General features: G+C 56.8%; 12 protein-coding genes. 8 read left to right on the forward strand and 4 right to left on the reverse strand.

The features are described 5' to 3' along the window. Nucleotides 1–545 precede the first annotated feature (545 nt). From ED661_RS08525 to ED661_RS08535, 3 genes are all read left to right on the forward strand, one after another. Nucleotides 546–2,366, forward strand: coding sequence for an ATP-binding protein (locus ED661_RS08525; protein ID WP_122073504.1), 1,821 nt, complete (start codon nucleotides 546–548; stop codon nucleotides 2,364–2,366). A 112-nt stretch (nucleotides 2,367–2,478) separates the two neighbouring features. After that, nucleotides 2,479–3,081: an acyl-homoserine-lactone synthase gene (locus ED661_RS08530; RefSeq protein ID WP_122073505.1), complete on the forward strand. Its 603-nt coding sequence runs from the start codon at nucleotides 2,479–2,481 to the stop codon at nucleotides 3,079–3,081. 24 nt (nucleotides 3,082–3,105) lie between these two features. Then, entirely contained in the window at nucleotides 3,106–3,393 is a 288-nt protein-coding gene (locus ED661_RS08535) for a transposase (RefSeq protein ID WP_122073506.1), read from the forward strand. Nucleotides 3,394–3,704: 311 nt separating this feature from the next. Here ED661_RS08535 and ED661_RS08540 read toward each other — a convergent pair whose 3' ends face one another. Beyond that, a complete protein-coding gene (locus tag ED661_RS08540) occupies nucleotides 3,705–4,307 on the reverse strand; it encodes a UbiX family flavin prenyltransferase (RefSeq protein WP_122073507.1) in 603 nt (200 codons plus the stop codon). Continuing rightward, on the reverse strand, nucleotides 4,304–5,812 hold the full coding sequence (locus ED661_RS08545; RefSeq protein ID WP_122073508.1) for a UbiD family decarboxylase: 1,509 nt from the start codon (nucleotides 5,810–5,812) through the stop codon (nucleotides 4,304–4,306). Before ED661_RS08545 ends, ED661_RS08540 begins: the two co-directional genes overlap by 4 nt. A gap of 141 nt (nucleotides 5,813–5,953) precedes the next feature. Here ED661_RS08545 and ED661_RS08550 point away from each other — a divergent pair, with 141 nt between their 5' ends. The 5 genes from ED661_RS08550 to ED661_RS08570 are packed head-to-tail and all read left to right on the forward strand — an operon-like array spanning nucleotide 5,954 to nucleotide 10,153. Continuing rightward, nucleotides 5,954–6,496, forward strand: a complete 543-nt coding sequence (locus tag ED661_RS08550; protein ID WP_254054799.1) for an SCP2 domain-containing protein — start codon at nucleotides 5,954–5,956, stop codon at nucleotides 6,494–6,496. Continuing rightward, nucleotides 6,496–7,473 carry a peptidase U32 family protein gene (locus ED661_RS08555; RefSeq protein ID WP_122073510.1) on the forward strand — a complete coding sequence of 326 codons (978 nt, stop codon included), beginning with the start codon at nucleotides 6,496–6,498 and terminating at the stop codon, nucleotides 7,471–7,473. Before ED661_RS08550 ends, ED661_RS08555 begins: the two co-directional genes overlap by 1 nt. A gap of 4 nt (nucleotides 7,474–7,477) precedes the next feature. Beyond that, nucleotides 7,478–8,395 carry a U32 family peptidase gene (locus ED661_RS08560; RefSeq protein WP_122073511.1) on the forward strand — a complete coding sequence of 306 codons (918 nt, stop codon included), beginning with the start codon at nucleotides 7,478–7,480 and terminating at the stop codon, nucleotides 8,393–8,395. A gap of 3 nt (nucleotides 8,396–8,398) precedes the next feature. Then, nucleotides 8,399–9,640 carry an NnrS family protein gene (locus ED661_RS08565; protein WP_122073512.1) on the forward strand — a complete coding sequence of 414 codons (1,242 nt, stop codon included), beginning with the start codon at nucleotides 8,399–8,401 and terminating at the stop codon, nucleotides 9,638–9,640. Further along, nucleotides 9,641–10,153 (forward strand): DUF2478 domain-containing protein, encoded by a 513-nt coding sequence (locus ED661_RS08570; protein WP_122073513.1) that lies wholly within the window; start codon nucleotides 9,641–9,643, stop codon nucleotides 10,151–10,153. An 86-nt stretch (nucleotides 10,154–10,239) separates the two neighbouring features. On the opposite strand, the gene ED661_RS08575 is transcribed toward ED661_RS08570, so the two are convergent. Both ED661_RS08575 and ED661_RS08580 read right to left on the reverse strand, forming a co-directional pair. After that, nucleotides 10,240–11,391, reverse strand: coding sequence for an alkane 1-monooxygenase (locus ED661_RS08575; protein ID WP_122073514.1), 1,152 nt, complete (start codon nucleotides 11,389–11,391; stop codon nucleotides 10,240–10,242). After that, a complete protein-coding gene (locus tag ED661_RS08580) occupies nucleotides 11,388–12,809 on the reverse strand; it encodes a cytochrome P450 (protein WP_254054800.1) in 1,422 nt (473 codons plus the stop codon). Before ED661_RS08580 ends, ED661_RS08575 begins: the two co-directional genes overlap by 4 nt. Between the last annotated feature and the right edge of the window lie 105 nt (nucleotides 12,810–12,914).

The following is a 12,914-nucleotide window of genomic DNA, read 5'->3' on the forward strand; positions in this document are numbered from 1 at the left end:
TAGCCCTGCAGCGAAATTTGAACCCAGACCAAACATCCTCCCTGCCAGTGATCCAGACTGAATGGGGCCTTGACCTCTCGCTGCTACATTTCGCCGCGCGCTGGTCCCATGGAAGATCTGACCGTTGGCGAAGCAGAACGCCGAGACCATATTGTGGCCTCGCACCACATCGACCAGCAGGTCGATGTGGTGCGAGTTCTGTCTTGCAGGTTGGCGTCTCATGACCTTGTTACATCGACTGTCGTAACAGTTTTAGGGGTAAAATCCTTGATTTCGCCGTGAACCGAGGGCTTGGTAGTCATTGATAGGCTTGAACAGCAGGCTCCCAATGGGCAACACTTGCAACAGGACAAGAACGGGATCCATTTTTTCGGTTCTGTGTCTCTACTTCAAAACCGTTGGAGGTTAAGAGAGCACACATCTTTAGGCCGTAAACTCAGCGGAAAAGGAGAATCCGTTCCTGTTCAATAGTTGCAAACTGTTGCTCTCGGCCTTTGTTTGGCCAAACAAGGAACAAGGCGAAGGCCACCGCAAGGACTATGCGAATGTTGAAATTATCACCAGACCTTCAAGCGTCGGTGTCAGCTCAGAACCAACTGGTCCGCAACGACCTGCCCTCCCGCTTTGCTTCCATTACAGTCGTCGCACTTCTGTCTCTTTACTACCTGCCCTTTCAAACTGTCAGTTTCATCTATCTGGGCATCGCCCTGATCGAGCTAGTCGGGATCTATGTCTACAACAAGCTGAAGCGTAAGGTTACTTTCGCTGGAATTGCGTTGTTCACTGGTTCTGCCTTCATAGGCATCCTGTTTTTCAACTCGATCCCGATGCTGCTCTTTTTCCAACCTGAAGCCTTTCCAAAGCTTGCCGGGACGATGCTCTTGGTGATAGCCCTCAATCACAGCGTGGTTGCCAGGTCCGAATGGATGTTCTTTGGCCTGCTGACAGCAGTGCCAATCATTTGTGCGGTCGGCTTTATGATTGTCAGCTTTCTCCACAGCTTTGCCAGCCCGGTTGAGATTGGCATCGCAGTGGTCATTCTGGTGCTCGGAGCCGGGTATATTGCTCATAGCATGCGCTCTCTCAATCAAATGACCGACAAGCTGCGCCATGCGCTGAGCGACGCCGAGGCCGGAAGCCGCGCCAAGAGCAGCTTTCTGGCTGCAATGAGCCATGAAATTCGCACCCCGCTCAATGCCATTTGCGGCATGGCCGAGCTCATCGATGAGGAAGATACCGACCCTGAGACACAGCAGGAGCGCACCCTTTTGTTGCGAAAATCTGCCCAGGCACTCACTGGTATTTTGAACGATGTCCTTGACCATGCCAAAGTGGAATCCGGCCATATTGAGGTTAACCTGACCGCCGCTTCGCCACGGGTTGAGATCGCTAATGCAGTGGAAGTGTTTCGGGCGCCCGCCGAGGCAAAAGGTCTGCACTTTGATCTCAGTTTTGTAGAAGACATTCCAAGCTACGCCCAGTTTGATGCCCAGCGATTGAGACAAGTGATTGGTAACCTGGTCTCGAATGCGGTCAAATTCACAGAGGCCGGGCACATCACGGTCAATGTGACGGCGCAGCAGGTCGAGGATCAGTCTATTCTCACCATCCAGGTTTTGGATACAGGGCGCGGTATCGCCTCCAACCAGATCCCGCATCTGTTTACCGAGTTCTATCGCGCTGTGGACAAGAACGCGCCAACGGTTCCCGGAACCGGTCTTGGGCTTGCGATTGCGCGCCGGTTTGCACGGATGATGGGGGGAGATATTTCAATCAGCTCGGTTCCAAAACAGGGAAGCTGTTTCACCTTCACCTGTCAGATCAAAGTTCTGGAGGAGCCCAAAGCCAGCCAAGATCATTCCAATGTCCAAAGCATCACGAAAGCTACTCAGCGGACGGATCAGGGGGCTGATCAGGATCTTGGCCTGCACACCATTCTGCTGGTTGATGACACCCAGTCCAACCGAATGGTTGTCCGCTCTTTCCTGAAAAAGAGCAATGTCGAGATTATCGAGGCCGAGGATGGCTCCAAGGCCATGAAGTGCCTGGAGCAGCGCCCGGTGGATCTGGTTTTGCTGGACATGAAAATGCCAGTCATGGATGGCGAAGAAACTCTAACGGAGATGACCCGTCGAGGCGGCCGGATTGCCGAAACGCCGGTTGTCATGCTCACAGCAAATGCCGCACCAGAAGATCGCCAGCGGTTTCTCGCGCTTGGCGCTCTGGGCTATATCGCCAAGCCCGTAAAAAAATCGGTATTGCTGTCCGAAATTCGCCGAATTGCCGCGCTCACCCATGAAACAAAGACTGCTGCGCAGCAGGCTGCTCCGACCGCTGCCCCCTGCCCTCATACTGCGCTTAAGTAAACCCGTCAAAATTAATGTAAAATTTACGATTGCCTGTAAAAGTTGATTCAAACTTCAGAAAATCCCTCGACACCGTGTCTTGCGTGATTCAAACAAATGGGTAGGCACCCAAATGCAATCGACAGAAATCTCCTTCGATAACTTGGGGGAAACCGGAACACTGTTCACCGCGCTCTTGCGCGCCAGGTATCACCATTTCATCGAAACGCGCGGCTGGAAACTCCCCAACACCCGCGGGCTGGAATTTGACCAATATGATACTCCGGAAAGCATCTACTGCGCCATTCACGATGGGTTGACTGTCTATGGCGGCCTGCGGGTAACACCCACAACCGCCCATAATATCAACGCCAGTTACATGCTGCGCGATGCCCAGCTTGGTCTGCTACCGGATATGCCGAAGAACCTTCTCGACGATCCCGCCCCCCAGGACCCCAACACATGGGAGGTCAGCAGGGTTTTTGTGACCGACACCCTGAGCAGCCGGGATCGAATGAGGGTTAGAGGTGAAATCGGACTGACCCTGGCCAGACTGGCAAAGGCTTGGAACTTCAGCTCCTATATTTGCCTCACCTCCGTGTCCGCCGGGCTACTCATGCGCCGCACGGGTCTGACAATTTCTCCCGCAGGGCCCCGCCTCGAAGTTGGCGGCGAAACCTGTCAAGCCTATCACCTTAAGGTTGATGCCAAAAACGTTCGCAGCCATGCCGCCTGATGGGGGGTATCCCAGGCCTGTTTCATTGCCCCCTTCGAGCGGCAGGTCTGGAGCGCGGTCATCCCCTTTCTCGATTTTACCCTCGAGGTCCGCAGGCTGATTTACACTACCAATCCCATAGAGACCTTGAACTCGGCAATTTGCCGCGCCATTCGAATCCGTGGTCACGTCCCCAGTGATCAACCCGCCGCCAAGTTGATCTACCTGACACTCCAGGCAACCTCTAAAGAATGGACGCGGTATGCCAGCAATTGGCCAGCTGTGAACAGCCAATTTGCATTCGTGTTCGAAGATCGCTTCCCGATAAGGTAAGAAATCACGGCCAGGTACAGTTTCTGCACAGTCTGCGCAGTTGCAATCCTCCTGCCGCCCTTCAAGCGTTTTGCGGGCGATGCCCAGCGCGCAAAACAAGGTATCGTTCAAGCATTCACCTCTCAGCTTGCCTTTGCGCTTTCTCCAAAGCCGTTCTGCTGAGGTTTGCCCGGTGCGTTGCCGTGCCAATCGATACCAGTACCTTGCCCCCGATTCAGGTTCGCCATGCTGGTGAACTCGGTGCCATTGCCTGAATCGCTCGTTAGCATGAGAGCGTTGGACAAATGCGCAAGGGTGGTCCTGGCGGGGCCCTAATTCTGGTTTATGACAGAATGGTTTTCTTCAGCCGGCTCAGCCCATTGTCTTGCGACGGGCGTTGTGATTGCTAAGAGGTCAATCGCGCGCGCAGCAATTTGGTCGACGATATCTGAAATGCTGTTGGGCTTTAGGTAGAAGGCCGGTACTGGCGGCAGGATGAATGCTCCGAGCTCGGTTGCCGCTGTCATATTTCGAAGATGCGCCAAAGTCAGAGGTGCCTCGCGGGTCAATAACACCAGTCGACGGCGTTCCTTGAGCTGCACACCCGCGGCGCGGGTCAGAAGATTGTCGTCTAGGCCCTGCGCAATCGCGGCCAGAGATCGCATCGAACAAGGGGCTACGATCATACCAGAGACCGGGACTGAACCCGAGGCGATACTGGCCCCCATATTGGACAGAGGGTGACAACGGGTTGCCAGTGTTTGCAGGGTGTTCAGCGCCTCCGGCCCGCATTCCTCAGCCAGTGTCCGTTCTGCGGCAGCGCTGATGACAAGATCAATTTCCGCACCCAAAGCCACCAGCTGCCGGGCAACTGAGAGCCCCAGCGCGGCGCCAGAGGCCCCCGCCACACCCTGCACTACGCGCGGCGCCGTCATGTTGTCACCTCCGGCATCATGCGTGCGACCAGATCGCTGGCAAAATCCGCGTCTTCCTGTGACGTCTTCATGACCTCTCCCCAGTCTCGAGTGGTTTCGCTGTCGATTTTTGTTGTGGCATCAATGCCCATTTTCCCTGCCAGCCCGGGGCGTGGGGAGGCAAAATCAAGGTAGTCCATCGGAGTATCCTCCAGCTGTATCACATCCCGGGACGGGTCCATCCGGGTGGCCAGCGCCCAGGCGATGTCATCCCAGTTTTTGACATCAATGTCGGGGTCTACGATGATGAGCATCTTGGTATAACTGAACTGCGGCAGCATTCCCCAAAGCGCCATCATCACCCGGCGGGCCTGACCGGGATAGCGCTTGTCGATACTTGCAACAGCCATACGGTAGGAACAGGCAGCGGGCGGCAGCCAGAGGTCGCGGATCTCGGGGATTTGCCCCCGAATGGTCGGCAAGGCGAGGCGGTTGAACACCTCGCCAATGATTGCGGGCTCATCCGGTGGGCGACCCGTGTAGGTCGACAAATAGAGCGGCTTGTTTCGATGGGTCACTGCCGTGATCTGCATTACGGGAAAAGGCTCGGCTTTGTTGTAATACCCTGTGTGATCTCCAAAGGGCCCTTCAGGGGCAGTCTCAGAGGGGGAAACCCAGCCTTCAAGAATGATTTCGGCCTCAGCAGGAACCATCAAGGGCACCGTTTTGGCGGCGACCAGTCGTGGGCGCAGCCCGTTGATGGCGCCTGCAAATGTCAGCTCCGACACGGTTTCAGGCAAGGGCAGTGCAGCCGAGAGCAAGGTTGCAGGATCGGCCCCCAGGGCGATGGCGACGGGTGTCTTTTCGCCCTGCTGCGCCCAGGTTCGGTGATGCGCAGCGCCGCCCCGATGCGGCAACCAGCGCATGATTACTTTATCACGCCCGATTACCTGCGCCCGGTAAACCCCTGCATTATAGGCTGCGACGTCCTCCTGTTTCGAGCCAAACGGCCGGGTGATGACCACCGGCCAAGTGATCAGCGGCCCCGCATCCCCCGGCCAATGTGTCTGAACGGGAATGGCTGCCAGATCTACCTCAGCCCCTTCCAGAACGGTTTGCTGGGCAGGCGCCGATTTGATGATCTTTGGCCGCGTTGCCAGGGCCGCTTTCAGCATTGGCCAGCGAGACAGGGTATCGCGCAACCCATCTGGCGGCGTCGGAGCTCTGAGAGCTGCGAGGAAAGCCCCCAAGTCATCGACTTCGTTCAGGGTTTTTCCCAGTCCGGCGGCAACGCGCTCGGTGGTCCCAAACAGGTTGACCACAACTGGTATGTCTGCGGCAGTGCCAGCCTCCAGAACCGGTTGGTCAAACCGCAAAACAGGCCCCTTGCGTTCCAGAATGTTGCGATGAACGGCTGTCATCTTGTGTCGGATCGGTACTGCTTCTGAGACGGGGTAAAGCTGCTCTATTTCAGCGCACCAACTCAGAAAGCTGCGCAGGCTGGGGAACGGTGGCAAGGTTCGCACGGGCGTATCCTGTCAATGAGAGTCCGGGCTGCATATCAGCACAAAAGCGCTGCGAAATTGACGATCGTCAATTTACCGAAACACGCAAACGACTACCAAGGCCGCAGATGATCATTGTTCGCCACTCAGAAGGAATTCTGCTTGCCCCAGTCCCCCGTTCAGATTCCTAGTTTTCCGCAGGCTTTGACCTACCCGTTACGTTTCATGCCCCTGGTTCCGTTGTCCGCATCCTTGACCGCCTATTCGCGCAAGATTGCCAAAAACCATCCTGAGCTGTTTCGACGGCTCGGCGCGCATGATCACACCCGGTTTGTGCTTGATCCCACTGATTTGCCCTTTGTCCTGCTCCTGGATCCAAACGGTGGCACCCCCCGGGTGACCGTGATGCGGGGCCCCGGCGAAGGAGCCGCGCGCATCGCGGGGCCGCTTGCTGCACTATTGGGGCTGGTGCACGGGGCCTATGACGGGGATGCCTTGTTTTTCTCGCGGGATCTGGTGATCGAAGGGGAAACCGCCGCCACGCTTGCCCTGCGCAATGCGGTGGATGATGCCGAACTGGACCTGTCACAAGAGATTTTAAACCTGTCTGGCCCGCTGGCAAATCCCTTGCAGCGCTTGTTGGCCTTTTTGGAACGCCGTACCGGCGTCTGTCTGACGCGTCCGGATGAGGTTGAGATATGGTAATGGAAATCGTCTGCCCCGCAGGCACACCTGCGGCCCTGCGCGCCGCTGTGAAGGCGGGAGCGCATACCATTTACTGCGGTTTTGCGGATGAGACCAATGCCCGCAATTTTCCGGGGCTGAATTTTGATCGAAGTGAAATGCGTGACGGAGTGGCCTTTGCCCATGCACACGGGGCCAAGGTTCTGGTGGCGATCAACACCTTCCCCCGGGCCGGCGATGAGGTCATCTGGCATCGGGCCATTGATGATGCCGCGGCAAGCAGCGCAGATGCTGTGATCCTGGCGGATCTGGGCCTGCTGAACTATGCCGCGCAAAACCACCCGGACCTGCGGCGCCACCTTTCTGTCCAGGCGGCAGCGGCGAATGCCGATGTCATCAATTTTTATGCCGAAGCATTCGGAGTAAAACGTGTTGTTTTGCCACGCGTCCTGTCGGTGCCGGAAATCGCCGCGATCAATGCCGAAACGGAAGTGGAAACAGAGGTCTTTGTTTTTGGCGGGCTTTGCGTTATGGCGGAGGGGCGCTGCTCGCTGTCATCATATGCAACCGGGTTATCGCCCAATATGAACGGGGTCTGCTCTCCGGCCAGCCACGTGGAATACAGCGAGGATCAGGGTGTTCTGGATGCACGCCTTGGGGGCTACACGATTCACCGGGTCGGCAAGGACGAGTCCGCCCCCTACCCGACCCTGTGCAAAGGCTGCTTTAACGCTGGTGGCAAATCCGGGCACCTGTTTGAAGACCCTGTCAGCCTGAACGCTGAACGGCTCATCCCGCAGCTGCAAAAGGCAGGTGTAACGGCTCTTAAAATTGAAGGGCGTCAACGGTCGCGTTCTTACGTGGCGCAGGTGGTCCGCAATTTCCGCGCTGCCGTGGATGCTTTGGAAGCAGGTCATCCCTTGCCCGAGGGCATGCTGGCGCGCCTCTCCGAGGGGCAAGCCATGACAACCGGCGCATATAAGAAAACCTGGAGGTGACGAGATGGAGCTGACTGTTGGACCAAATCAGTTCTTTTGGTCAGCGGACCGCTGGGCCGCGCTATACGAATATCTGGCGGATGCGCCAGTGGACCGGGTTGTTCTGGGGGAGCTTGTCTGTTCAAAACGCCTGCCCTTTTATCAAGATCGCATACCTGATGCCGTCTCAACCTTGCTGGACGCAGGGAAATCCGTCGCCTTGACAAGTCTTGCGCTGGTCACGCTAAAGCGAGAACGCAAGCTGACGACTGAGCTGGCCGAGATGGGGGGTGAGGTCGAGATAAATGACCTGACGGCTTTGCCACATCTCCCCCAGGGAGCGAAGTTTTCGGTCGGTCCATTGGTGAATGTCTACAATGAGGGCACGCTGGCCTGGCTTGCCGCGCGGGGCGCTCAGCGCATTTGCCTGCCACCTGAATTGCCGCTGTCTTCCGTTGAAGTTCTCGCTGCAGCGGCGGCAGACTTGGGCGTCACTATCGAGGTCTGGGGGCACGGTCGGCTGCCCCTCGGGATCTCTGGCCGCTGTAATCATGCCCGTTTGCACGGTCGAACCAAGGACAACTGCCAGTTTGCCTGCGAGGATGATGCAGACGGTCTGGAGGTTCGCACGCTGGATGATCAGCCCTTTCTGGCCATGAACGGGGTGCAAACCCTGTCAGACTCCTACGCCAGCGCAGCCCATCACATTGATGCCTTGGCCAAAGCAGGCGTTTCGGCCTTGCGGCTTTCGCCGCAATCCACCGGTTTCACTGCCCTATGTGTCTTATATCGCGGCTTGCTCGATGGACGATGTAATGGCGATCAGACCGTTGAAGCCATCCGAAAGATCAACAGCAGTGCCCGCCTGTCCAATGGTTTTCTGACCGGTGACTTTGGTGCTGACTGGTCCGGCGGTGCAGCCCAGGCATCAGGCAGGACCTAAACGGTGGCGAACAGGGATGGCATCTTTCATCACTTTTGGGATGCCCCATACAGGCCATTGTTCCTTGCCTCCTACCTATGGGCCTTTGTCGTTGTGGCTGTGTGGCCGCTGGGTGAGACCTGGGGCTTGCCTATGCCTCGGCTGGAGCCAGTGGTGTTTTGGCATATTCATGAGCTCATTTTTGGTTTCACAGCGGCTGCAATTGGCGGCTATCTACTGACCGCGCTGCCAAATTGGGCAAAAACCCCACCAGTGCATGGCCCCGTTTTGAAGATCTTGTTGATGTTCTGGATCGTGGCTCGGGTCAGTATCGCAAGTGCAGATCTGTTGCCATTTCTTTTGTTGGCCATGCTGAATGCGCCATTTTTTCTTGCTCTCGCCGCTCTTATCCTCTCGCAAACCCTCCGGGCAGGCGCCTGGGCCAAAGCGCCCTTTGGCCTGATCGTATTGTGCATCGGGGCAAGTGATATCGCATTCTTGATAGCGCTGAAGAACGGTCATTATCAGGTTGTTTTGGACATTTCCCATCTGGCGCTGGCTCTTGTGTCGTTGCTGGTGTTGACCGTCGGTTCACGCCTTATCCCGGCTTTCACCGACAACTGGCTCAAGCAGAGGGCCGACAATGGTCCCTGCGTTCAGGTCGCGCCGTTTTCACGCGGCCTGGCCATTTGTTTGTTGGTTCTATTCGTTGGCGCCACCCTGACTGGATATCCAGGTGTCGCTGGCGCATTTGTGGCGCTCTCAGGGCTGGTCACCCTCTGGAACATGCGGGGATGGAGGAGCTTCTCCATCCTGCGATCCCGCTTGCTGGCGGGGTTGCATTTTGCCTATTTCTGGCTGCCTATTGGGTTGATTTCCCTTGGCATCGTTTTGATTTTCGAGACGGGTTATCCAGTTTCCGGGTTGCTACATATTTTGACCATCGGGGCCTTGTCTGGTCTGATCATTTCGGTCTCCGGTCGCGCCGCATCGCACAACGGTAAGGGCGGCATGCAGGCCAGTCGTTTTCTCGTTTTGGGAATGGGGTTGATCTGGTTTTCGACCCCGGTTCGCGTCGCCGCTCCAATGTTTCCGGATCAGACAACAAATCTGGAGTTGATATCCGCGCTCATCTGGTGCGCCGGCTGGGCGCATTGCCTGATCGGGTTCAGGCCCGCTTTGATCGGCGAAGCGCGACGCCCGGTGTTGAGCGGCACCAAGCACCAAACCACAGCACTGAAACCTTCAAACCTGAAAGGCACATAAATGAAAATCGCAATTGTTAGCTCATCAGAGCGCGGCAAAACGGATCAATTGCTCTCTGCCGTCGCTGAGGCCCTGGAGGTACAGGGCAAAACGCTGACCGGTATTGTCAGGGTGTCAGATTATGAAAGTCGCTATGCAAATGGCTGCGATATGGCGGTGCGCGTTCTACCCGGCGGTTCTGAAATAAAAATCACCCAAAACCTGGGCGATGGTTCAGACGCTTGCCGCCTTGACCCCGGTGCGATTGCCACTGCAGTTGCTGCAGTAGAAGCCACCCCAAACAATGACGCCGATCTGTTTATCCTCAACAAATTTGGTCCCGAAGAAGCCTCTGGACGGGGGTTTATCTTTGCTATTGGCAAGGCCCTGGAAGCTGGAATTCCAGTTCTCGTGGGCGTAGGCCCTGCCAATCAAACTGCATTTTCCAAGTTCTCTGAGGGGGTTGCTGAAACTCTGCCCGATGACTTGGAGGCAATTCTGAAATGGTGCGACAGCGCAATGCTGGCAGGGTGAAACACGCAACGCCATGATCAGGCGCCCCATGACATTGAAGCCGCATCTTGCCTCCTTTACACATGGGGTAACCCTGAAACCTGTGATCATCCTGCTCCCTTCGGAGAGGGATGGGACATCGTCTTATAGGGGCCCCAATCTGTGATATCGGGGTAGAATTGTTTGCGCCAGGCGCGGACCCGCGGGTTGAAGACACGTCGCCACAGAGGTGGGATCATCGCCATGGCTGTCATCGGGGGGTAGCCTGTGGGCAGCATGGGAACCTTGGCCTCATCATAGACCTGCAGCAGCGGGAAACGCCGCATTGGATGGACGTGGTGGTCCGCATGGCGTTGCAGATTGATCAGCAACAGCCCCGACACCCGATGGGCGGAATCCCAAGAATGATGCGGTTTGACAGGCTCATACTTTCCATCGCCCAAATGCTGGCGGGTAAGGCCATAGTGTTCAACGTAATTGGTCAGCTCCAATTGCCAGATTGCGGCAAAGGCCTGAAACACAAAGAGACCAATCCCCAACCAACCAGCAACTGCATAGGCGAGGCCAAGGAAGGCTGCTTGCAGAGCAAGGTATTTCCAGATCGGGTTGGAGAGGTGAAAGGGCGATCGGCCCCGGCGGGCCAGCATCGCCTTTTCGGCCCGCCAGGCCGACCCAAAGCCGGTAAAGAGCGTGCGGGAAAAGGCCCGGTGAAAGCCTTCGTTGTAGCGCGCCGTGACGGTGTCACGCGGTGTTCCAACATGAGGGTGATGCACCAAAAGATGCTCGGTGCGGAAATGACCATAAAGCACCAAAGCCAGCAGCAGATCGCCCAGATTGCGCTCAAGCCGATTGGGTTTGTGCATCAGTTCATGGGCGTAGACGATGCCCACGGTCCCGGTCGTCACGCCGATGCCAAACATGATCCCGAGTGTCTCTAGCGTGGAATGCTGCCCGATATGAGACAGGTAATAGAGCGTGCCATAGACCAGCAGAAACTGGATGGGAAACCAGATGCAGGTGAGCAGGCGGAACCAGAACAATTCCGTATCTGGTGTCTCAGGATCAGGGTTGCGCAGGTCCTTGCCCAACACCGTATCCAGCAGTGGCATCAACACCCAACCAAAGGCGGGGATCAGCAGGATCGTCCAGCCGCCATAGAGCACCGCGAGAATGACCAGCGGCACAAAGCCAATGGTGATCCAATAGGGCCAGGCCTTGAGGCGCGCGTTGTCATGCGTGGTGGAGGATTTGAGCGTCATGGGGTTGGGTCCTGTTTTTCTGTGCCAAGGCGCGGGGTAATCCGCAGGCGTATGCCATCTTTGGACCGCACAGTGAGATGAGCGACCGGCACCGGGCGATCCCCCTCCACGGCTTCAAATCGATAGGCCCGCACCAGAATCGACAGCAAGAGCGGCCCCTCGGCCATGGCAAAGGCAGACCCTGGGCAAACTCTTGGACCTGCCGAAAACGGAATATAGGCGGATCTGAGGCATTCCTTGCCATTGGCCGTTTCAAATCGGTTGGGATCAAAGGTATCCGGGTTCTCCCAGAGGCGTTCGTGCCGATGCAGATGCCAGGGGCTCAGGATGACCTGCGAGCCGGGTTTGATTTTGCGGTCTCGGAAGGTCTCCGGGCAAGCGGCCTCTCGCACATACATCGGCACCGGCGGATACAGCCGCATGGCCTCTCGAAAAACGGCGCGGGACTGGCGCAGTTTGGACAGGGCGGAAAAGTAGATCTTATCCGGCTCCAGGGCGAGATGGGCTTCTGCTGCCAGTTTCTCCTGCCATTCGGGATGGGTTGCCAAAAGATAGAGCGCCCAAGCCAGGGCCGCCGCCGAAGTCTCGTGCCCAGCCAGAAAGAAGATGGCGACCTGGTCAATCATTTCCTCGGTTTCAAACACCTGGCCGGTTTCCGGGTCCGGCGTTGTCATGATCTTGGTCGACAGATCGTCCGGCGCAGTCCCAGCTGCGATGGCTTGAGCGCGCTGCGCCGTGAGTTTTCTGATCAGCCCCCGTATGGTGCGGGCTGTCTTTAGAGTTTTGCGGGAATGAAACCGAGGGAACCACTTTGGCATAGGCAGGACTGCCGAAATGGTGGCCACAGGTTGGGCAGCCTGATGCTGACAAAACGCCTCATAAGCGGCCTGCGCGATCTCATGCTCAATCGGGACGGAAAACAGGGTGCGAAAAATCACATCCATGGCGACATGGCTGGTTTGGGGCTCTATGTTGACAGGTGATCCATCCGCAAGAGGTCTCAGGCGCTCAACCGCAGCCACACCGCTGTCCCACATCGCTGGAAACACGCTCCGCAGACGGCCCCCTTCAAAGGCCGGGTCAATGATCCGCCGCTGATGGGCCCAGGTTTCTCCGTTTGAGATAAAGATCGACTCCCCAAGCAAGGGCTTCAACCCAACCCGAATGCGTTCGGATTTTGGGAAATCCGAGGCACGTTTCTTGAGGACAAGATCAACGAGTTCCGGATCATTGCACATGTAAGAACGGAAAAACGGCGTCCGCATTTCGGCCATCCAGGCACGATACAGGCGCGCAGGCTGCGCTGACAGAATGTCCTGTCTGAACAGCCGAAAATAGGCCCAGAGCGAGACCTTTCCCTGGCGTGCAGCGGGTTTTGGTGGCAATTCGGATGTCAAATTGCGGGGGTCATCAAACAAATGGGGGCTCCGTTGGCTGCACCTGATCATCATTTATCTGGATAATTTGCGCGCACCATCTTCGCTGTCATTGACGAACGTCAATATTCCCCGGCAGCACTCCTC

It is taken from the genome of Pseudophaeobacter sp. EL27 (assembly GCF_900313025.1).
Taxonomy (GTDB): domain Bacteria; phylum Pseudomonadota; class Alphaproteobacteria; order Rhodobacterales; family Rhodobacteraceae; genus Pseudophaeobacter.

Excerpts from the sequence above, each read along its gene's own strand:
- ED661_RS08530 (WP_122073505.1), top strand. The coding sequence starts at position 2,479 with ATGCAATCGACAGAAATCTCCTTCGATAACTTGGGGGAAACCGGAACA.
- ED661_RS08560 (WP_122073511.1), top strand. The coding sequence starts at position 7,478 with ATGGAGCTGACTGTTGGACCAAATCAGTTCTTTTGGTCAGCGGACCGC.
- ED661_RS08575 (WP_122073514.1), bottom strand. The coding sequence starts at position 11,391 with ATGACGCTCAAATCCTCCACCACGCATGACAACGCGCGCCTCAAGGCC.
- ED661_RS08555 (WP_122073510.1), top strand. The coding sequence starts at position 6,496 with ATGGAAATCGTCTGCCCCGCAGGCACACCTGCGGCCCTGCGCGCCGCT.
- ED661_RS08540 (WP_122073507.1), bottom strand. The coding sequence starts at position 4,307 with ATGACGGCGCCGCGCGTAGTGCAGGGTGTGGCGGGGGCCTCTGGCGCC.
- ED661_RS08525 (WP_122073504.1), top strand. The coding sequence starts at position 546 with ATGTTGAAATTATCACCAGACCTTCAAGCGTCGGTGTCAGCTCAGAAC.
- ED661_RS08570 (WP_122073513.1), top strand. The coding sequence starts at position 9,641 with ATGAAAATCGCAATTGTTAGCTCATCAGAGCGCGGCAAAACGGATCAA.